Below are 19289 nucleotides of genomic sequence, written 5' to 3' on the forward strand. Positions count from 1 at the left end.
ATGCGCGAGCTGGTGATGGACACCGAGACCACCGGCTTCGAGCCGAAGGAAGGTCACCGCCTGGTCGAGCTGGGCGCGGTCGAGCTGTTCAACCACGTGCCCACCGGCCGCGTCTATCACCAGTATCTCAATCCCGAGCGCGACGTTCCCATCGAGGCGTTCAACGTCCACGGTCTGTCCTACGACTTCCTCTCGGACAAGCCGCTGTTCCGCGACGTGGCGGGGGCGTTCCTGGAGTTTCTCGGCGACGCGAAGCTGGTGATCCACAACGCCGAATTCGACATGCGCTTCATCAACGCCGAGCTTGGATGGCTGAAGCGGCCCCCCCTGCCGATGGAGCGGGCGATCGATACGCTGGCCATCGCGCGCAAGCGTTACCCCGGCTCGCCCAACACGCTGGACGCGCTGTGCCGGCGCTTTGGGATCGACAACTCGGGGCGCGAGAAGCACGGGGCGCTGCTCGACTCCGAGCTGCTGGCCGAGGTGTATCTCGAGCTGATCGGCGGGCGGCAGCCGGATTTCGCGCTGTCGACCTCGAGCGGGCGCAGCGGTGCGGGCGCCGAGGCCAGGGCCTACACGCCCCCGGCCCGCCCGCGTCCCCTCCGCCCCCGCCTGACCGAGGCGGAAGCCGAGGCCCACGCGAGTTTCGTCGCCGAGATGGGCGATGCGGCGCTGTGGACGAAGCTTTCGGCCGGGTCCTGAGCGCGCAGATCGCAATCCCCACGGGTCGAACTCGATAGATCGCGTCGGCCGTGCATCGCGCGCGGCCGGACGCTCGCGCCGGGTCAGCCTGCCGCGGCGGTTCTCCTGTCGGCGCTGGTCTGGGCCTCGATCAGCGCCTCGGTCGCGACGCGATCGGCGGGACGTCCGAACAGCCACCCCTGGCTCGACACGCAGCCGGCCTGGCGCAGGAAGGCGAGCTGCGCCTCCGTTTCCACCCCTTCGGCGAGGACCGGGATGTCCAGCGCCTCCCCCAGGATCAGGGTCGAGCGCACGATGGCCGCGCCCTGCCGGTCGTCGGGCAGGTTCTGGATGAAGCTGCGGTCGATCTTGATCTTGTCGAACGGGTAGGCCTTGAGCGTCGCGAGCGAGGCGTAGCCGGTGCCGTAGTCGTCCATCGCCACGCGCACCCCCGCCCGTTTCAGGGCCGAGATCACCCGGCGCGCCCGCTCCTGGTCGGCGATCAGGCTGGCCTCGGTGATCTCCAGCTCCAGCCGCCCGGCGTCGAGGCCGGAGACCAGCAGCGCGTCCATCACCGTCTCGGCGAAGTCGGGACGGGCGAGCTGTCGGGGGGCCACGTTGACCGCGATGCTGATCCCCCTGGGCCAATGCGCGGCGGTCTGGCAGGCCTCCTGCAACACCCAGTCGCCGATCTCGTTGATCAGGCCGGTGGTCTCGGCCAGCGGCACGAACTCATCGGGCGAGACCAGGCCGCGGGTTGGGTGACGCCAGCGCAACAGAGCCTCGAAGCCGACGATGCGACGGGTGGCGTTGTCGTTCTGGGGTTGGAAGAACAGCTCCAGCTCCAGGTTCTCAAGCGCGGCCTTCAGCTCCATCGTCAGGGCGGAACGCCCGCGGCTCGCCTCGTCCATGCGGGCGTCGTAGACCAAGATCGGCTCGTCCGCAGCGCCCTTGGCGCGATACATGGCAAGATCGGCGCGGCCCAGCAGCGCCTCGACCGAGCGGCCATGCTCGGGCGCCACGGCGACGCCGAGGCTGGCGCCGACCGAGAGCCGGGCGTCGGGCCATTCGACCTCGCCGGTCATGGCGTCGTGCAGGCGGCGGGCGAAGGCCAGCGCCTCGGCCCGGGCGGCGCCGACCTTCAGCGCGATGAATTCGTCCGCTCCCGCGCGGCCCAGGATCTCCCCCGCCTGCAGCCGGGCCGAGGCGCGATCGCTCAGGGTCTTGAGCAGGTGGTCGCCCGCGTCGAGCCCGTGCACGTCGTTGATCGGCTTGAAGCGATCGAGATCGAGGACGATCACCGCGATTCCCGCCTCCAGCGCCGCATCGGCCCGCAGCAGCCGATCGAGCGAATTGCGCAGACTGGCGCGGTTGGGCAGCCCGGTCAGCGGGTCATGAAAGGCGGCGTAGGTCAGCCGCTCCCCATGTTCCTGGCGGCCGGCCTCGTCGATCAGGAAACTGGACGCCCCGACCAGCAGGATCAGCGCCGTCACCGCGACCACCATCATCGCCAGCAGCGAGTCGGGGACCAGGTCCGCCCCTTCGGGCGGCGCCGCGCCGGTGGGCGAGACGGCGAGCGCCCCCATCGCCGTGAAATGGGTAACGCAGATCGCCAGCACGAAGAACCCGGCGCCGCCGCTCCAGCAGAACCGGGTGACGGGCCGCGCCAGACGGTTCGCGGTCAGCGCCCCCAGCGTGGGCCCGGCAATCGCCGAGGCCGCGACAAGATCGGCGTCCCACTCGAAGATCCCGGCCATCTGCACCGAGCTCATGCCCAGGAAGTGCATTCCCACGATGCTCGCGCCCATCACCGCGCCGCCGGCCTCGGCCAGCAGGGACCCGTTCGAGGCGCGGATCATCGTCTGCCCCACGAGCACGCCGACCATCGCGACCAGCAGAGAAAGCAGTGTGAGTTCAGCGTCGTAGCCGTGGGGAACGCCCGGATCGAAGCCCAGCATGGCCACGAAGTGCGTGGTCCAGATCGTGGCGCCGCCGATCACCGAGGACTGCACGATGAACCAGGCGCCGCGGCGCCCCCGCTCCTGCGGGACCATGCGAAACAGCCGCGCCGAGATCAGCGAGCCGATCAGCGCGGTCAACGCGGCAAGGAACACCAGGCGCAGGTCATGGCCGTCCTGGATGCAAGTTAGGATGCGGATCACGCTGGGCCCGTCGGGATGCTCTGTTTCTGTCCCGGGACCCTGACACGATTCGCTTTATGGAGAGTTTCGCCGCGCAGTGGCCGGTGCGGGCGCGGGGCGCCCGATCCGGGACCGCGGCGGTCCCGGAGCCCAAAGCGGGCCGACGGCGCGCCGTCGGCCCGCCCGCGTCCGGATCAGGCGGTGCCGGCGGGCTGGCCGCCCTGGGCGGCCTGGCGACGGGCGACTTCCTGGCGGTAGATGCTGACGAAATCGACCATGTCCAGCATCAGCGGGGGATAGCCGCCGTCGCGGGTCACGTCGGCCACGATGCGGCGCGCGAAGGGGAACAGCTGGCGCGGGCACTCGATCAGCAGCAGCGGATGCAGATGCTCCTGCGGCACGTTCTTGATCGAGAACAGGCCCGCATAGTCCAGCTCGGTGATGAACACCGTCTTCTCTCCGGCCTTCGAGGTGGCCGAGAGCTTCAGCGAGACCTCGTAGCGGTCCTCGCCGCGCGGCTTGGCGTCGAGGTTCACCGAGACCTGGATCTCCGGCTTGTCCTCGGGCAGCCCGCCGGACTGGGCGGCGACGTTCTCGAACGACAGGTCGCGGACATACTGCGAAAGAATCTGGACCTGCGGCTGCTGCTGAGGCTGCTGCGGCGGGATCTGGGCGTCGGCCATTGGCGCGGGCTCCGAGTGTTCCGTGGGTCGGACAGGCGAGAATTGCGGGCGCAGCGCTAGCACGCAGGCGTCCGGGCCGCAACGTGAACGGGCGCGGCGGCGGCGAACGAGCCGGGCCCGGGATCAGGGATCGCGGGTCCAGCCGCTCGCGCCCGGCGGAGGCGGGTTCGGGCGGTCCGAGGCGTCGTCCTCGGCGGTTTCGAACTCTCCGTCGATCACGTCTCCGCCAGCGGGACTGCGGCCCGGGCCGGCCTGCGGGCCGTGCGGACCGGGTCGGCCGGCATGGGCGCCCGCGCCCGGACCGGCCCCGAAACCGCCGGGGGAGGAGGTCATCACCACCCTGCCGCTGCGCACGCCCGCGGCAAGGCGCGCCGCTCCCCAGCGGATCAGCGCGGCGCGCACCGGGGGCAGCAGCAGGGCGATTCCGCAGGCGTCGGTGAAGAATCCCGGCGTCAGAAGCAGGATGCCCGCCACCAGGATCATTGCCCCGTCGGCGATGGGACCGCTGGGATCTCCGCCCCGCGACAGGCTTTCCTGCAGGCGCATCATCGCGCCCCGGCCCTGGCGGCGCAGCAGCCAGCTGCCGGCGAGCGCGGTCCCGATCACGGTCGCGAGCGTCGGCCACAGGCCGATGACGCCGCCCACCTGGATGAACAGGGCGATCTCGATGATCGGCACCACCGCGAGCAGGATGAACAAGGGCATGTCGGCGGGTCTCCTCCGTCGTAGTGTCGGTCGCGAACCTCTTCGCGAAGACCCCGTCCCGGACCGTCCCGCACGCCGGTCCGCTTGCGCGGCCGCGTCGCAGGCGTCTGGCCGTTGGACAGGGGCCGCCGCTCACCTTACATAGGCAGGCGGAAGCCAGCCCGCCACGTTCGCCGCTTCCCGGATCCGCATCCGGGGATCGGCGCCTGCATGAAGACGCTCGAGATGGACGACATGACCCAGCTCATTATCCTCGCCGCCATCGCGATCTTCGTCCTGTGGCGGCTGAAGGGCGTGCTCGGGACGCGCACCGGCTACGAACGCACGCCCGGCGAGCGGCCGGGGCCCACGCCCGCCCCTGCCCGCCGCAAGAGCGGATTCGAGGTGATCGAGGGGTCGGCCAACGCCGATGCCGCGATCGACGCCGACATCGCGCGGGTCGCCGACGTGGACGGCGAAACCGGCGAATCCCTGCGCCGCATGGCCCGCGCAGAGCCCGGCTTCCGCCCCTCGGAGTTCGTGGACGGCGCCAAGCAGGCCTACGAGATGATCCTGATGGCCTTCGAGACGGGCGACACCCGCTCGCTGCGCCCGCTGCTCTCCGACGAGGTCTACCAGAGCTTCGCCGCCGCCATCCGCCAGCGCGAGACCGACGGCCTGACCGTCGAGGCCCGCTTCGTGGGCGTGAAGGAGGCCCGGATCTTCTCGGCGATGTTCGCCGAGGAGGACCGCGAGGCCGACATCGAGGTGCGCTTCGTGGGCGAACTGGTCTCGGTCGTGCGCAACGCCGAGCACCAGGTGGTCGAGGGCGATCCCAACGAGATCCGCCGCCAGACCGACTTGTGGACGTTCACCCGCAAGATGGGGTCGAACGACCCGAACTGGATCCTCACCGCCACCGGCGGCTGAACGGCGCGCGGGGCCCCGGCATGGCCACCCGCCGCCGCCGGCGCGCCCCGCTCCTCTCCGAGGCCGACCGCGCCCTCTGGCGCACCGCCATGCGCGACGCAACCCCGCTCGAGGGACGCGATTCCGCCCGCGGCGACCTGCCCGGCGACGTCCCGGCGCCTCCCCAACCGCGTCCGCCCGAGGGCCGCGAGGCGCCGCCGCCCGAGGCGCCGCCCCCGGTTGCGGCCCCTCTGCGGGCGCAGCTTCCCGCGCATCCGCCGTCGGGCGGCGCGCTGCGCCCAACCGGCCGGCCGCGCCCTGCGACCACCGCGACGTTCCATCCGCCCGCGCTCGACACCTTCGATCCGGCCGCCGGGCTCGACCGCCGCACGGCCGAGCGTCTGAAGCGCGGCCGCCGCCCGCCCGAGGCGCGCCTCGACCTCCACGGAATGACCGCCGACCGCGCCCACGCCAGCCTGTCGAGCTTCATCCGCTCGACCCGCGCGCAGGGCCTGCGCTGCGTGCTGGTGGTGACCGGCAAGGGCGGCCGCAAGCCGGTCGAGGACGCCCCCTTCATGCCCGAGCGCACCGGCGTGCTGCGTCACTCGGTCCCTCTGTGGCTGGGGCAGGCGCCGCTCGCGCACATGATCGTGGGCATCTACCCCGCCCACCGCAATCACGGCGGCGACGGCGCCCTCTACGTCTACCTCCGCAAGATCCGGGGCTGAGCCAGAGCCGGAGCCGGCGCCGTCCCGCGGCGCCGACGGCGCGCCTTGCGAAGGCGGCGCGGCGACGTCCGGGCCGGATCTCGGGAGGCTGCGGGAGAGCCTCGCCCGGCGCGCAAAAAGAAGGCGGCGGCGAAGCCCCTGGCCTCGCCGCCGCTCTGAATCGTCAGGGATCGCCTGGCGGGCGACCCTCACTCTTCCCAGTGGACCTCGCTGAGATCGTTGGCCTGGGTGGGCTGGTTGTCCCACAGGCCCTTGAGCCCCTTCTTGGCCACCACGGTCTTACCCAGCTGGTGGATGAAGCCGTTGACCGCGTCCTCGGCGATCTTGGTCTGCACCGCCTGCTGGATCTCGATCCGCTTGGCCTCGTCGGCCTCGGCGGCGAGCTGCTCCATCAGCGCGCGGACTTCGGTCCCCTCATAATTGAAGTAGTAGTTGTCGCGGGTGTAGATCTGCAGGTCGTCGGGCTCGGTATGGGCCACGATCGTCAGATCGTAGTCGCCGCCCTTGTAGACCTGGTCCAGCCACTGGGCCCACTCGACCGGGATGATCTCCAGCTTGATGCCGACCTCGGCGAGCTGGGCGGCCACGATCTCGCCGCCGCGCCGCGCGTAGACCGGGGGCGGAAGCTTCAGCGTCGCCTCGAACCCGTCGGGAAAGCCCGCCTCGGCCAGCAGTTCGCGAGCCTTGTCGAGGTCATGGGGATAGAGGCCCGAGAGGTCGATGAACGCCGGTCCGGTGGGCGGATAATGCGTGTAGATCGGCGTGCCCGAGCCGAACAACGCCCCGTCGATGATCGCCTGGCGGTCCAGCGTGTGGGCGATGGCCTGGCGCACCTTCAGCTGATCGAACGGCGGCTTGGCGTTGTTGGTCGAGAGGATCGTCTCGCCCTCGGTCGAGCCGCGCACCACGCTGAAGCGGGGATCGGCCTCGATCTGGGGCAGGGTCTCGGGCGAGGGCCAGTTGGGGAACGCGTCCACGTCCCCGGCCATCAGCGCGGCCAGCGCCGCGGTGGGGTCGGAGATGAACTTGAAGGTCACCGAGTCGAGCGCCACCGGCTCCCCCCAGTAGTCGGGGTTCTTCTCCAGCGTCACCGAGGCGCCCTTGGCCCAGTCCCCGAACTTGAAGGGACCGGTGCCGACGGGGTTGGTGGCGGTGTCGGCGGCCGAGGCCTCGTCCAGGATCACCGCGTCGCCCCAGCCCATCTTGTAGACGAAGTTGCCGGTGGGCCGCTTGAGGGTGATCTTCAGCGTGGCGGGGTCGACGACCTCGATGCTCTCGATCGGCTCGAACAGGCCCTTCTGGGCGTTCTGGCTGTCGGGGCCCATGGCGCGCTCATAGGAGAACTTCACGTCGTCGGCGGTGAAGTCCGAGCCGTCGTGGTACTTGGCGCCCTCGACGAGGTGGAAGGTGTAGACCAGCCCGTCGTCCGAGATCTCCCAGGACGTCGCGAGCGAGGGCTGCACCTCGCCGTTCTTGTCGATGCGGGTCAGGCCCTGCAGGACGTTCTGGTAGACGATCTCGTCGATGGCCGCGGCGGCGCCGGCGGTGGGATCGAGGTTCGGCGGCTCCAGCGCGACGCCCAGGTTCACATGCGTCTGCGCGGCGAACGCGGGGCCGGCCACAAGGGCGGCTGTCGCGGCGCCGAGGAGGAAGCGTTTCATTCGTCTCTCCCGGTCGGGGGGTCATTCGGCGTCAGGCCCCGCTTTTCCTTGACGTCCGCGCCAGGGCGGAGGGGCCAGGGTCCTGCGCCCGCATATTCCCCGCCTTAGCCCGCCGCGTCCAGCGTTGCGGACCTTGCGTCGCCCGCGGCGGCGGCGTTGCCGCGGCGCCGGCGGCGATGCTATGCCCGCGCGTCGGGCCGCAGGGGCCCGCGCCAGGTCGGAAGGAGCGCCGCCATGACCATTCCCGCGACCGTCACCGGGGTTTCCGGCCGCATGGGCCGGATGCTGGTCGAGGCGGCGAACGAGCACCCCGAGATCGAGCTGACCGGCGCCACCGAGCGCCCCGGCCACGACTGGATCGGCCGCGACCTCGGCGAGTGTCTCGGCGGCGCCCCCTCGGGCGTGGTGGTCGAGGACGACCCGCTCGAGGCGTTCGCCCGCTCCCGCGCCGTGTTCGACTTCACCTCCCCGGGCGCCACGGTCGCCCATGCCGCGCTCGCCGCGCAGGCGCGCTGCGTGCACGTGATCGGGACCACCGGCTTCTCGGACGCGGATCTGGGGAAGCTCGAGGCGGCCTCGCGCCACTCGGTCCAGGTGCGGGCGGGGAACTACAGTCTCGGGGTCAACCTGCTGTGTGTGATGACCCAGAAGGTGGCCAAGGCGCTCGGCCCCGGCTGGGACGTCGAGATCGTCGAGATGCACCACCGCCACAAGGTCGACGCCCCCTCGGGCACCGCCTTGATGCTGGGCGAGGCGGCGGCGGCGGGGCATGGTTCCACCCTCTCCGAGGTGATGGACTCGGGCCGTCACGGCCAGACCGGCGCGCGCCGCGACGGGGCCATCGGCTTCGCGGCCCTGCGCGGCGGTGACGTGGTGGGCGAGCACGAGGTGATCTTCGCCAACGCCGGCGAGCGGATCATCCTCAAGCACATCGCCTCCGACCGGATGATCTTTTCCCGCGGGGCGATGACCGCCGGCGTCTGGGGGCAGGAGAAGAAGCCCGGCCAGTACACCATGACCGACGTGCTGGGGCTGTAGGCGGCCCGGGCGGCGCGTCCCCGCAATCTCCAGTTGAGGCGGCGGCCGGAAGCGGCGACACAGGACGGGTGAACACGCCCGCGCACCTGATCTTCGCCGCCGCCGCCTTCGCGCGCCCCGCCGCCGCGGGGCCCGAGGGCGCGGCCGCGCGCCGGCGCAACCTCGCGGCGCTGGCGGGCGGGCTCGCGCCCGATCTCGCGTTGTTCCTGCTGGTCGCCTGGGCGCGCTGGGGACTGGGCCACGACCTGCACCAGGTGTTCCGCGAGGACTATGTCTCCCCCCTCTGGCAGGGGATCTTCCGGATCGACAACTCGATCCCGCTGTGGGCGGCGCTGGGGGCGGCGGGGCTGGCGATCTTCGCGGGGGCGGCGCTGCTGCATCTCGCCTTCGACCTGCCGCTGCACCACTCCGACGCGCGGCCGCATTTCTGGCCGCTCAGCGACTGGGTGTTCCGCAGTCCGCTCAGCTACTGGAACCCCGCCCGACATGGCACGGCAGTGGCGCTGGCCGAGGGCGCCGCCTGCCTTGCGCTGGGCGCCCTGCTGTGGCGGCGGTTCCGCGGCGCCTGGGTGCGCGCCGCGATCGTCGCGGCGCTGGCGGTCGAGGCCGCGCCGACCCTGGTCTGGCCCTGGCTTCTGGGCTCGGGTTGAACCCCGCCCTCAGTGCTTCACGCTGCCCGAGAACAGGTTCATCACCACCACCCCGGCGATGATCAGCCCGATGCCGACCAGCGCGGGCGCGTCCAGCCGCTGGCCCATGAACACCCAGCCCACCAGCGTGATCATCACCGTGCCCACTCCCGACCAGATCGCGTAGGCGATGCCGGTGGGGATCGTCTTCAGGGTCAGGGACAGGAAGAAGAAGGCGATGAAATAGCCGATGGCCACCAGGATCGTGGGCCCGAGCCGGGTGAACCCGTCGGAGGCCTTCAGGAAGCTGGTCCCGAACACCTCGCCCGTGATCGCGATCAGAAGGTAGATCCAGACCTGCATCGCCCCGACTCCTCATCCTGCGTAGGCAGGCCCTCAGACCACGGCGCCCCGGCGCGAGGCAATAGCGCTACAGCCGCGCGCGCATCGCATCCGCGAAGGCCCGCGCCACCCGCCGGATCCGGGCGAGATCGGCCGTGTCCTGGTGCATCACCAGCCAATAGGCGCGGGTGATCCGGGTGACCTCGGGCATCACCGGGACCAGGCCGGGACGCCGGCGGGCCATGAACTCGGGCAGCATCCCCAGCCCCGCGCCGGCCGCCACCATCTCGAGCTGCACCAGCAGCGAGGTCGAGGCGACCGCGGGCTTCGGCGCCCCCGGGATCTCGGTCAGGTAGTCGAGCCCCTTGTCGAAGATCAGGTCCGGCACATAGCCCACCAGCCGCCATCGGCGCAGCTCCTCGGCCGTGCGGGGGGGACGGTCGCCCAGCATCTCGGCCGAGCCATAGAGCTGCAGGCGATAGTCCGCGATCTTGCGGATCCGCAGCCGGCCGGCGGCGGGCGGCGTCACCACGATGGCGAAATCCGCCTCGCGCTGGGACAGCGAGAAGGTCCGCGGCAGGGCCACGATCTGGATCTCGAGCCGCGGATAGCTCTCGATCAGCTCGGCCACGGCGCGGGGGGCGAGGTGACTCGCCGCCCCCTCCGGCATGCCGATGCGCACGGCGCCCGACAGCTCGTCCTGCCGCCCGCCCACCTCGGCGGCGGCGAGCATGCTGGCGCTCTCCATCGCCTCGGCCGTGGGCATCAGCGCGCGGCCCGCCTCGGTCAGCGCGTAGCCGCGGGGCGAGCGGTCGAACAGCCGCGCCGACAGCGCCCGCTCCAGCGCCCCCACCCGGCGCGAGACGGTGGCGTGGTCGACCCCCAGCGCGCGGGCGGCCTCGGTCAGGCGGCCGGTGCGGGCCACCTGCAGAAAAAAGCGCATGTCGTCCCAGTTCATCGGGCCATTGTGCAGGAATGCACATCCAAAGTGGAGATTCTCCCATTGCTTGCCGCGAAAATTCGTGGAGTGTGGCGACCGACTGATCGACAGGTCGACAAACGCGGGAGGAAACACGCGATGGTCACCGAGCTCACCCACTGGATCGACGGGAAGCACGTCAAGGGAACCTCCGGCCGCTTCGCGGACGTCTACAACCCCGCGACCGGCGAAGTTCAGGCCAGGACGCCGCTCGCCACGGCCGAGGAGATCGACGCCGCGGTGCAGTCGGCCAAGGCCGCCCAGCCCGCCTGGGCCGCGGTCAACCCGCAGCGCCGCGCGCGCGTGCTGATGAAGTTCGTGGAACTCCTGCACCGCGACATGGACAAGCTCGCCGAGGCGCTGAGCCGCGAGCATGGCAAGACCATCCCCGACGCCAAGGGCGACGTGATCCGCGGCCTGGAAGTGGCGGAGTTCTGCATCGGCGCCCCGCACCTGCTGAAGGGCGAGTTCACCGACGGCGCGGGTCCGGGCATCGACATCTACTCGATGCGCCAGCCGCTGGGCATCGCTGCGGGCATCACCCCGTTCAACTTCCCCGCCATGATCCCGATGTGGAAGTTCTGTCCCGCGATCGTGTGCGGCAACGCCTTCATCCTCAAGCCGTCCGAGCGCGACCCCTCGGTCCCCCTGATGCTCGCCGAGTTGATGTCCGAGGCCGGACTGCCCGACGGCATCCTGCAGGTGATCAACGGCGACAAGGGCGCGGTGGACGCGATCCTCGACCATGAGGACATCGGCGGCGTGGGCTTCGTCGGCTCGACCCCGATCGCGCAGTACGTCTATTCGCGCGGCACCGCGGCCGGCAAGCGCGTGCAGTGCTTCGGCGGCGCCAAGAACCACATGATCATCATGCCCGACGCGGACCTCGACCAGGCCGCCGACGCGCTGGTGGGCGCGGGCTACGGCGCGGCCGGCGAGCGCTGCATGGCGATCTCGGTCGCCGTGCCCGTCGGCGACAAGACCGCCGACCTGCTGATCGAGAAGCTGATCCCCAAGATCGAGGCCCTCAAGGTCGGCCCCTACACCGCCGGCAACGACGTGGACTACGGCCCCGTGGTCACCGCCGCGGCCCGCGACAAGATCCTCGGCCTGGTGGATCAGGGCGTGAAGGAGGGCGCGACGCTCGCCGTCGACGGCCGCGACTTCAAGATGCAGGGCTACGAGAACGGCTTCTTCGTCGGCCCCTGCCTCTTCGACAACGTCACCAAGGACATGTCGATCTACAAGGAGGAGATCTTCGGCCCGGTCCTCTCGACCGTGCGCGCGAAGACCTACGAGGAGGCGCTGAGCCTCGCCATGGATCACGAGATGGGCAACGGCGTGGCGATGTTCACCCGCGACGGCGACGCCGCGCGCGACTTCGTCAGCCGCATCAACGTGGGTATGGTCGGCGTGAACGTGCCGATCCCGGTGCCGCTGGCCTACCACACCTTCGGCGGCTGGAAGAAGTCGGTGTTCGGCGACCTCAACCAGCACGGGCCGGACGCCTTCCGCTTCTACACCCGCACCAAGACGGTCACCTCCCGCTGGCCGTCGGGCGTGAAGGAAGGGGCCGAGTTCGTCATTCCGACGATGGCCTGAGACCTGGCGCGGAGGGGCGGGTCAGCCGCCCTTCCGCCGCTGGTGGAACATCCCGCCGATGAAGCCGCCCAGGCCCAGACCGATGATGGTCGCCAGCGGCTCGGGCGGCGGGAATCCCGCCAGGATCATCAGAAGGTTGGCCAGAAAGCCGCCCAGCGCGCCCACGAGCGCGTATTTCACCGGCGTCTCGAACCGGCCGAGAAACGAAAACATGCCGCGCCCCCTGCGCCCCGTTGCGTGTCGGCGGACCCTATCCGCCCCGCGACCCCGGCCGCAAGGAACCGCCCGGCGGGAGGAGGATCCATGGATTTCGCGCTCAGCGAGGAAAGCCAGGCGCTTTACGACATGGCCCTGTCCTTCGGGCAGGACCGCATCGCCCCCCATGCCGCCGAGTGGGAGCATGAGGGCGCCATCCCCCGCGACCTGCTGCGCGAGGTCGGCGCCCTTGGCCTCGGCGCCATCTACTGCTCGGAGGAGCATGGCGGATCGGAGCTGACGCGCCTCGACGCCACGCTGATCTTCGAGGCTCTGGCCCAGAGCTGCCCCTCGGTCTCGGCCTTCATCTCGATCCACAACATGTGCGCGAAGATGATCGACACCTTCGCCTCCGACGAGATGCGGGCGGAGTGGATCCCCCAGCTGGCGACCTTCGAGAAGGTGGCGAGCTACTGTCTGACCGAGCCCGCCTCCGGCTCCGACGCCTCCGCGCTGAAGACCAAGGCCGAGAAGACCAACGAGGGCTATGCCCTGACCGGCAACAAGGCCTTCATCTCGGGCGGCGGGTTCTCCGACGTCTACCTGGTGATGTGCCGGACGGGGGACGCCGGGCCCAAGGGCATCTCCTGCGTGCTGGTCGAGGACGGGGCCGAGGGCCTCAGCTTCGGCGCACAGGAAAAGAAGATGGGCTGGAAGGCCCAGCCCACCGCCCAGGTGCAGTTCGACGGCTGCGCGATCCCCGCGAAAAACCTGCTGGGCGAGGAGGGGCGCGGCTTCGTCTACGCCATGAACGGGCTCGACGGCGGGCGGCTGAACATCTCGGCCTCGGCGCTGGGCGGGGCGCAGGCCGCGCTGTCGAAGGCCGTCGCCTACATGGGCGAACGAAAAGCCTTCGGGCAGCCGCTGGACCAGTTCCAGGCCCTGCAGTTCCGCCTCGCGGACATGGAGATCGAGCTTCAGGCCGCCCGCACCTTCCTGCGCCAGGCGGCGTGGAAGCTGGACCAGGGCGCGCCCGACGCCACCAAGTTCTGCGCCATGGCCAAGCGCTTCGTCACCGACACCGCCTTCAACGTCGCCAACGACGCCCTGCAGCTGCATGGCGGCTACGGCTACCTCGAGGACTACGGCATCGAGAAGATCGTCAGGGACCTGCGGGTTCACCAGATCCTCGAGGGCACCAACGAGATCATGCGCCTGATCACCGCGCGGGCGCTGCTCGCCGAGCGCGGCTGACGGCGAAGGGAGAGACCATGACCGACCTGATCGTCACCACCGAGGGCCGCGCCGGCCGCATCACCATGAACCGGCCCAAGGCGCTGAATGCGCTGAGCTGGGAGATGTCGCTGGCCCTCGAGGCCGGGCTGAACGCCTGGAAGGACGACCCCGCCATCGACCTGGTGGTGATCGACGCCTGCGAGGGCCGTGCGTTTGGCGCCGGCGGCGACATCCGCAACATGTGGGACCACGGCTCGAAGGGCGACTACGCCTATTCCCGCGGGTTCTGGTCCGACGAATACCGCATGAACGCGCTGCTGAAGAACTACCCCAAGCCGGTGGTCTCCTTCGTGGACGGCATCGTGATGGGCGGCGGCGTGGGCATCGCCTCGAACTGCTCGCACCGCTGCTTCTCCGAGAAGACGCTGCTGGCGATGCCCGAGACCGGGATCGGCCTGCTGCCCGACGTGGGCGGCACCTTCATCCTCTCGCGCTCGCCCGGCCGGACGGGCGAGTTCCTCGGTCTCACCGGGACCCGCATCGGCGTCGCCGACGCGATCTTCGCGGGCTTCGCGGACTTCTTCGTGCCCTCGGCCGACCACGCCGCCCTGAAGGCCGAGCTGTGCAAGACCGGCGACGTGCTCGCCATCGGCCGCTACAAGCAGGATCCGATGACGGCGCAGGCGCCCGAAGTCGCCCCGATGCTCGAAAGCCTGCAGTCCGAGATCGACGAGATCTTCGACAACTCCACCCCCATGGCCATCGTCGAGGACCTCAAGGCCTCGGAGGCCGACTGGGCCCAGGCCGCGGCCAAGGCGATCCTGCGCGCCTGCCCGCTGTCGGTCGCCTCGACCCTGATCGCCGTGCGCAACGCCCGCGAGATGACCACCATCGAGGAGGCGCTGGCCGAGGAATACCGATTCACCTTCCGCTCCCAGGAGTTCGGAGAGCTGAACGAGGGCGTGCGCGCCCAGATCGTGGACAAGGACCGCAACCCGCAGTGGGCCTCACCCCGGCTCGAGGATGTGTGGCCGGACCGGGCGATGTTCATGCTCTCGGACCTCGGCGAGAACGAGTGGAAGCACGGGAAGGCCTGATCGCATGATCCTCACCGGCCTCTACGACTCGCCCTTCGCCCGCCGGGTGGCGCTGGCGCTGCATGTGCACGCGCTGCCTTTCGAGCGGCAGGTCCTGTCGGTCTTCGGCGACTTCGAGGCGGTGATGCGCGCCAACCCGCTGGGCCGGGCGCCGGCGCTGCAGCTCGACGACGGGCGGATCGTCTCGGACAGCCGGGCGATCATCGAGTGGATCGAGGACCCCGCCGCCGGCTTCGGCGGCCCGAAGCTGATCCCCGAGGCGCCCGCCGCCCGCGTCGCCATGCTGGAGGCCGAGGGCCTGGCCATCGGCCTCGCCGACAAGGGCGTGGCGCGTTCGGCCGAGAACCGTCGCCCCGCCCAGCTCCAGGACCGCGAGCAGATCCTTCGGCTGGAAAAGCAGCTGTCGTCGGGTCTCGACTGGCTGGAGCGCTGGGCCGACCGGCGCTCGACCTCGGGGGAGCCGGACCGCGCCGACCTCGCCGCCGTCTGCGCGGCGACGTATCTCGCGCACAAATGGCCGGGGGTGTTCGACGCCGACGCCCGCCCGGCGCTGGAGCACTACCGGGCCGGGTGGGAGGCGCGCGCGCCCTTCACGCAGGCCCCTTTCCCGGCCGAGTGACCGGGACGCCAAACGACACGGGAGGAGACGACATGAAGATCGGGTTCATCGGCCTGGGCAACATGGGCGCGCCCATGGCCGCCAATCTCGCCAAGGCGGGTCACGAGGTGACCGGCTTCGACGTGGCCGGGACGACGGCCGAGGGCGTCGGGACCGCCGCCACCGCCATCGAGGCGGCGGAGGGCAAGGACGCCGTCCTCACGATGCTGCCCAACGGCGACATCCTGCGCACGGTCGCGGCCGAGGTGATCCCGGCCATGCGCAAGGGGGCGGTGTTCATCGACTGCTCGACCGTGGACGTGGACAGCGCCCGCGCCGCCCACGATCTCGCGGCCGAGGCCGGCCTGCTGTCGGTCGACGCCCCCGTCTCGGGCGGCATCGGCGGCGCGGCGGGCGGCACGCTGACCTTCATGGCCGGCGGGTCGGAAGCCTCGTTCGAAGCGGCCAAGCCGCTGTTCGACATCATGGGCCAGAAGGCCGTGCACTGCGGCGAGGGCGGCGCCGGGCAGGCGGCGAAGATCTGCAACAACATGATCCTCGGCATCTCGATGATCGGCGTGTGCGAGGCGTTCAACCTCGCCGACAAGCTGGGCCTGTCGCGCCAGTCGGTGTTCGACGTCGTGTCCACCTCCTCGGGCTACTGCTGGTCGATGAACGCCTACTGCCCCGCGCCGGGCATCGGGCCGCAGAGCCCGTCGGACAACGACTACAAGCCCGGCTTCGCGGCCGAGCTGATGCTCAAGGACCTGCGGCTGAGCCAGCAGGCCGCGGACTCCGTCGGCGCGCCCACCCCGATGGGCGCACGCGCGATGGAGCTCTACGAGGCGTTCGTGGGCGAGGACGGCAAGGGGCTCGACTTCTCCGCCATGCTGCCGCGGCTCTCGAAGATGGCCCGCTGAGGCGCACCGCCTGCAACACGGGCGCCCCCGGCCTGACCCGGGGCCTCCTGCGCAACGCCTGCCGAGACCGAAACGGCCGCCGGGGGGATCCTCCCGGCGGCCGCTCTCGTCTCCGGCGCAATCACTCCGGATGGTTGGGGTCGATCCAGCGCACCGGCTCGGGGTTCTCGACCGGGGTGATGTCGAGGTTCACCACCACCGGCTCCTGGTCCGAGCGCACCAGCACGCATTCCAGCGACTGGTCGTCGGCGGCGTTGATCTCCTGGTGGGGCACGTAGGGGGGGACATAGATAAAGTCGCCCGCCTCCGCCTCGGCCACGTACTGCAGCTCATCGCCCCAGCGCATCCGGGCCCGGCCCTTCACCACGTAGATCACCGATTCGAGATGGCCGTGGTGATGCGCCCCGGTCTTGGCGTCGGGGTGGATCGAGACGGTGCCCGCCCAGATCTTCTGCGCCCCGGCCGTGGCGTGCGTGATCGCCGCGGCGCGGTTCATGCCGGGCGTCTGCGCGGTGTTCGCGTCAAGCTCCCCGGCCTTCACGATGCGGATGCCGTGCAGGCGCCAGTGATCGGTCTCGGCGGTCTCTGACATAGCGGTCTCCATGGCGCTCAGGGAATGTCGGGACCCATCCTAGGACGGTCCCGCTCGCGACCCAAGGCCCGACGGGCGCGTCAGGCGGCGAACCTGACCCCCGCGCGCCGGCGCGAACTTGACCCCCGCGCGCCGGCGCGCTTCAAACCGGGCTCCGCCGCCGCCGCTCCGGAGCCGCCGATGACCGCCCTGCCCTGCGACGCCCTCGTCGACCCGTTCGCCGCCGAGGCGGCGCTGCTGGCCCGCCTCGACGCGCTGGGCATCGGCTATGTCCGCCACGCCCACCCCGCCCTGCGCACGGTCGAGGAAAGCCGCGCCCTGCGCGGGACCCTGCCGGGGGCGCACTGCAAGAACCTGTTCCTGAAGGACAAGAGGACCGGCTTCTGGCTCGCGGTCTGCGAGGAGGACCGCGCGATCCGCATCCCCGATCTCGCCCGGGCGCTGGGCGCCAAGCGCTTCAGCTTCGGGGCGCCCGAGGACATGGGGCGCCTGCTGGGGGTGCGGCCCGGCGCGGTGACCTCGCTGGGGCTGATCAACGACACGGGCGGGGAAATGCGGCTGGCGCTCGACGCGCAGATGATGGCGGCCGAGGCGCTCAACGTGCACCCGCTTCACAACGAGGCGACCGTGGCCATCGCGACCGCCGACCTGCGCCGCTTCTTCGCGGCCACCGGCCACGCCCCCGTCGAGGTCGATTTCGACGCGCTCGAGGCGCAGGCCCGGGCCGCCGCGCCAGCCCCCGGCGCCTGAGTCCGCGGCAGGCCGCGCCGCGCGGTCCCGTCCCGCGACAGCGGCATCCCGCGCGCCGGGGTTGTCCTTCACGCTTCGGGCCCCACCTTGCGCCCTCGAGATCGCCGCCGCCGAGAGCAGTCGTCCCGAGCCGCCGCTTGGTTGCGGCCCGGGCGCGCGGCCTCTACTTAGGGGTCGACATCCGGCGGGGCGTCCGCCGGCGCGACGGAGGGACCCGAGCGATGCTGGAACTGGGCCAGGGACAGGCCGCCGCCCCCGCGGGGGGCGACCTGATCAAGGATGTGAACGAAGCGACCTTCATGGCCGACGTCGTCGAGGCGTCGCGTGAGGTGCCTGTCATCGTCGACTTCTGGGCCCCGTGGTGCGGCCCCTGCAAGCAGCTGACGCCGGCGCTTGAGCAGGCGGTGACCGCGGCGGGCGGCAAGGTGCGCCTCGTCAAGGTGAACGTCGACGAGAACCAGATGATCGCCGGCCAGCTGCGCGTGCAGTCGATCCCGACCGTCTACGGCTTCGTCGACGGGCAGCCGGTCGACGGTTTCATGGGCGCGGTGCCGCCCTCCGAGCTCAAGGCTTTCGTCGACAAGCTGATCGGCATGGCCGGCGGCGAGACGCTGGCCGACGCCGTCGCCGCGGCCGAAGAGATGCTCGAGCAGGGCCAGGCCGAGGACGCCGTGCAGGTCTTCGCCGCCATCCTCGAGGAAGACCCCGAGAATCTCGCGGCGCTGGGCGGCCTCGCGCGCGCCTTCGTGGCGCTCGGCCGGCTGGACGAGGCCGAGGCCGCGCTGACCCGCGTGCACCCCGCCAAGACGCAGGACGCCGCCATCTCCCACGCCCGCGCCCAGATCGAGCTGGCGCGGATGACCGAAGGCGGCGCCGACGCCTCCGAGACGGACGCCCTGCGCGCGCGCCTCGAGGCGGACCCCAACGACCACGAAGCCCGGCTCGAGCTTGCCAAGGCCCTGATTGCCGCCCGCGAGCACGACGCCGCCGTCGACGAACTGCTGGACCTGTTCCGCCGCGACCGCGAGTGGAACGAGGGCGCCGCCAAGGCGCAACTCACCCAGTTGTTCGAAAGCCTGGGGCCGAAGGATCCGCTGGTCGGCAAGGGCCGGCGGCGCCTCGCCTCGATGATCTTCGCCTGAGGAAATATGGGTCGCAGGTTCAGCCAGGCCGATCTTCCGGAAACGGTGCCGGTGTTCCCCCTTCCCGGGGCGCTTCTGCTGCCGCGCGGACGTTTGCCGCTGAACATCTTCGAGCCTCGCTACCTGGCGATGATGGACGACGTCCTGCGCTCGGACCACCGCCTGATCGGCATGGTCCAGCCGTTCGAGTGCGAGGAAGGCGATGAGCCTCGCCTGCACTCGATCGGCTGCGCGGGGCGGGTGATCGCCTTCTCCGAGGCCGAGGACGGGCGCTATCTGATCACGCTCGCCGGCGTCTCGCGCTTCCGCCACCGCGGCGAGGTCGAGGGCTTCCACCCCTATCGCCGGGTGAAGGCCGAGTGGTCGGACTTCGCCCGCGACCTCGGCGGGACCGAGAAGGACCCCGGCTTCAACCGCGAACGCTTCCTCAAGACGCTGGGCAAGTTCTTCTCGGTCGCGCAGCTCAGTTCCGACTGGGAGACGCTGCGCGAGGCCGAGGCGGAGATGCTGATCAACTCCCTCTCGATGCTCTGCCCCTTCGAGGTCGAGGAGAAGCAGGCCCTGCTGGAAGCCCCGACGCTCGCCACCCGTCGCGAGACGCTGGCCGCCCTGATGCAGTTCGCCATCGCCTCGGGCGGCGAGGACGGGACCACGCTGCAATGAGCGATCCGGAGGAGCCCGG

21 protein-coding genes are annotated in these 19289 nt (G+C 70.9%); 13 read left to right on the forward strand and 8 right to left on the reverse strand.

What is annotated here, in order from left to right; genetic code table 11:
* Positions 1-702, forward strand: a complete 702-nt coding sequence (dnaQ, locus tag AAC134_RS00570) for a DNA polymerase III subunit epsilon (RefSeq protein ID WP_339947089.1) — start codon at positions 1-3, stop codon at positions 700-702.
* Between the two features lie 83 nt (positions 703-785).
* On the opposite strand, the gene AAC134_RS00575 is transcribed toward dnaQ, so the two are convergent.
* The 3 genes from AAC134_RS00575 to AAC134_RS00585 all read right to left on the reverse strand — a co-directional run bounded on the left by AAC134_RS00575 (position 786) and on the right by AAC134_RS00585 (position 4210).
* Positions 786-2843 (reverse strand): EAL domain-containing protein, encoded by a 2058-nt coding sequence (locus AAC134_RS00575; RefSeq protein WP_339947090.1) that lies wholly within the window; start codon positions 2841-2843, stop codon positions 786-788.
* 173 nt (positions 2844-3016) lie between these two features.
* Positions 3017-3505, reverse strand: coding sequence for a protein-export chaperone SecB (gene secB / locus AAC134_RS00580; protein ID WP_339947091.1), 489 nt, complete (start codon positions 3503-3505; stop codon positions 3017-3019).
* A 123-nt stretch (positions 3506-3628) separates the two neighbouring features.
* Complete coding sequence (locus AAC134_RS00585) at positions 3629-4210, reverse strand: FxsA family protein (RefSeq protein WP_339947092.1); 582 nt, start codon at positions 4208-4210, stop codon at positions 3629-3631.
* 210 nt (positions 4211-4420) lie between these two features.
* Between AAC134_RS00585 and AAC134_RS00590 the strand changes: the two genes are divergently transcribed.
* On the forward strand, positions 4421-5119 hold the full coding sequence (locus tag AAC134_RS00590; protein WP_339947093.1) for a Tim44/TimA family putative adaptor protein: 699 nt from the start codon (positions 4421-4423) through the stop codon (positions 5117-5119).
* Between the two features lie 20 nt (positions 5120-5139).
* On the forward strand, positions 5140-5826 hold the full coding sequence (locus AAC134_RS00595; RefSeq protein ID WP_339947094.1) for a Smr/MutS family protein: 687 nt from the start codon (positions 5140-5142) through the stop codon (positions 5824-5826).
* Between the two features lie 188 nt (positions 5827-6014).
* On the opposite strand, the gene AAC134_RS00600 is transcribed toward AAC134_RS00595, so the two are convergent.
* Positions 6015-7487 (reverse strand): ABC transporter substrate-binding protein, encoded by a 1473-nt coding sequence (locus tag AAC134_RS00600; RefSeq protein ID WP_339947095.1) that lies wholly within the window; start codon positions 7485-7487, stop codon positions 6015-6017.
* A 234-nt stretch (positions 7488-7721) separates the two neighbouring features.
* Here AAC134_RS00600 and dapB point away from each other — a divergent pair, with 234 nt between their 5' ends.
* Both dapB and AAC134_RS00610 read left to right on the forward strand, forming a co-directional pair.
* Positions 7722-8525: a 4-hydroxy-tetrahydrodipicolinate reductase gene (gene dapB / locus AAC134_RS00605; protein WP_339947096.1), complete on the forward strand. Its 804-nt coding sequence runs from the start codon at positions 7722-7724 to the stop codon at positions 8523-8525.
* Positions 8526-8593: 68 nt separating this feature from the next.
* Positions 8594-9175, forward strand: coding sequence for a cobalamin biosynthesis protein CobQ (locus tag AAC134_RS00610; RefSeq protein WP_339947097.1), 582 nt, complete (start codon positions 8594-8596; stop codon positions 9173-9175).
* 9 nt (positions 9176-9184) lie between these two features.
* Here the strand turns inward: AAC134_RS00610 and AAC134_RS00615 are convergent, their stop codons facing one another.
* Entirely contained in the window at positions 9185-9517 is a 333-nt protein-coding gene (locus tag AAC134_RS00615) for a multidrug efflux SMR transporter (RefSeq protein ID WP_339947098.1), read from the reverse strand.
* A 67-nt stretch (positions 9518-9584) separates the two neighbouring features.
* Positions 9585-10439, reverse strand: a complete 855-nt coding sequence (locus AAC134_RS00620) for a LysR family transcriptional regulator (RefSeq protein WP_339947099.1) — start codon at positions 10437-10439, stop codon at positions 9585-9587.
* Between the two features lie 135 nt (positions 10440-10574).
* Between AAC134_RS00620 and AAC134_RS00625 the strand changes: the two genes are divergently transcribed.
* Positions 10575-12077 (forward strand): CoA-acylating methylmalonate-semialdehyde dehydrogenase, encoded by a 1503-nt coding sequence (locus tag AAC134_RS00625; protein ID WP_339947100.1) that lies wholly within the window; start codon positions 10575-10577, stop codon positions 12075-12077.
* A gap of 21 nt (positions 12078-12098) precedes the next feature.
* Here AAC134_RS00625 and AAC134_RS00630 read toward each other — a convergent pair whose 3' ends face one another.
* Positions 12099-12290 (reverse strand): hypothetical protein, encoded by a 192-nt coding sequence (locus AAC134_RS00630; protein WP_339947101.1) that lies wholly within the window; start codon positions 12288-12290, stop codon positions 12099-12101.
* A 90-nt stretch (positions 12291-12380) separates the two neighbouring features.
* On the opposite strand from AAC134_RS00630, the gene AAC134_RS00635 reads away from it, so the two are divergent.
* Genes AAC134_RS00635 through mmsB form a run of 4 tightly spaced genes read left to right on the forward strand, consistent with a single transcriptional unit; the run spans position 12381 to position 16123 of the window.
* Positions 12381-13526 (forward strand): acyl-CoA dehydrogenase family protein, encoded by a 1146-nt coding sequence (locus AAC134_RS00635; RefSeq protein WP_339947102.1) that lies wholly within the window; start codon positions 12381-12383, stop codon positions 13524-13526.
* A 17-nt stretch (positions 13527-13543) separates the two neighbouring features.
* Positions 13544-14605 (forward strand): enoyl-CoA hydratase/isomerase family protein, encoded by a 1062-nt coding sequence (locus tag AAC134_RS00640; RefSeq protein ID WP_339947103.1) that lies wholly within the window; start codon positions 13544-13546, stop codon positions 14603-14605.
* 4 nt (positions 14606-14609) lie between these two features.
* Positions 14610-15224 (forward strand): glutathione S-transferase N-terminal domain-containing protein, encoded by a 615-nt coding sequence (locus tag AAC134_RS00645; RefSeq protein ID WP_339947104.1) that lies wholly within the window; start codon positions 14610-14612, stop codon positions 15222-15224.
* Positions 15225-15256: 32 nt separating this feature from the next.
* Entirely contained in the window at positions 15257-16123 is an 867-nt protein-coding gene (gene mmsB, locus AAC134_RS00650; protein ID WP_339947105.1) for a 3-hydroxyisobutyrate dehydrogenase, read from the forward strand.
* Positions 16124-16244: 121 nt separating this feature from the next.
* Here the strand turns inward: mmsB and AAC134_RS00655 are convergent, their stop codons facing one another.
* Positions 16245-16715, reverse strand: a complete 471-nt coding sequence (locus tag AAC134_RS00655; protein WP_339947106.1) for a cupin domain-containing protein — start codon at positions 16713-16715, stop codon at positions 16245-16247.
* A 180-nt stretch (positions 16716-16895) separates the two neighbouring features.
* Between AAC134_RS00655 and AAC134_RS00660 the strand changes: the two genes are divergently transcribed.
* From AAC134_RS00660 to AAC134_RS00670, 3 genes are all read left to right on the forward strand, one after another.
* On the forward strand, positions 16896-17465 hold the full coding sequence (locus AAC134_RS00660; protein WP_339947107.1) for a prolyl-tRNA synthetase associated domain-containing protein: 570 nt from the start codon (positions 16896-16898) through the stop codon (positions 17463-17465).
* 221 nt (positions 17466-17686) lie between these two features.
* Positions 17687-18607, forward strand: a complete 921-nt coding sequence (gene trxA, locus AAC134_RS00665; protein ID WP_339947108.1) for a thioredoxin — start codon at positions 17687-17689, stop codon at positions 18605-18607.
* Between the two features lie 6 nt (positions 18608-18613).
* Positions 18614-19270: an LON peptidase substrate-binding domain-containing protein gene (locus AAC134_RS00670; protein ID WP_339947109.1), complete on the forward strand. Its 657-nt coding sequence runs from the start codon at positions 18614-18616 to the stop codon at positions 19268-19270.
* Positions 19271-19289 lie beyond the last annotated feature (19 nt).

This window comes from uncultured Albimonas sp. (assembly GCF_963977235.1).
In the GTDB taxonomy this organism is placed as follows: Bacteria; Pseudomonadota; Alphaproteobacteria; order Rhodobacterales; family Rhodobacteraceae; genus Albimonas.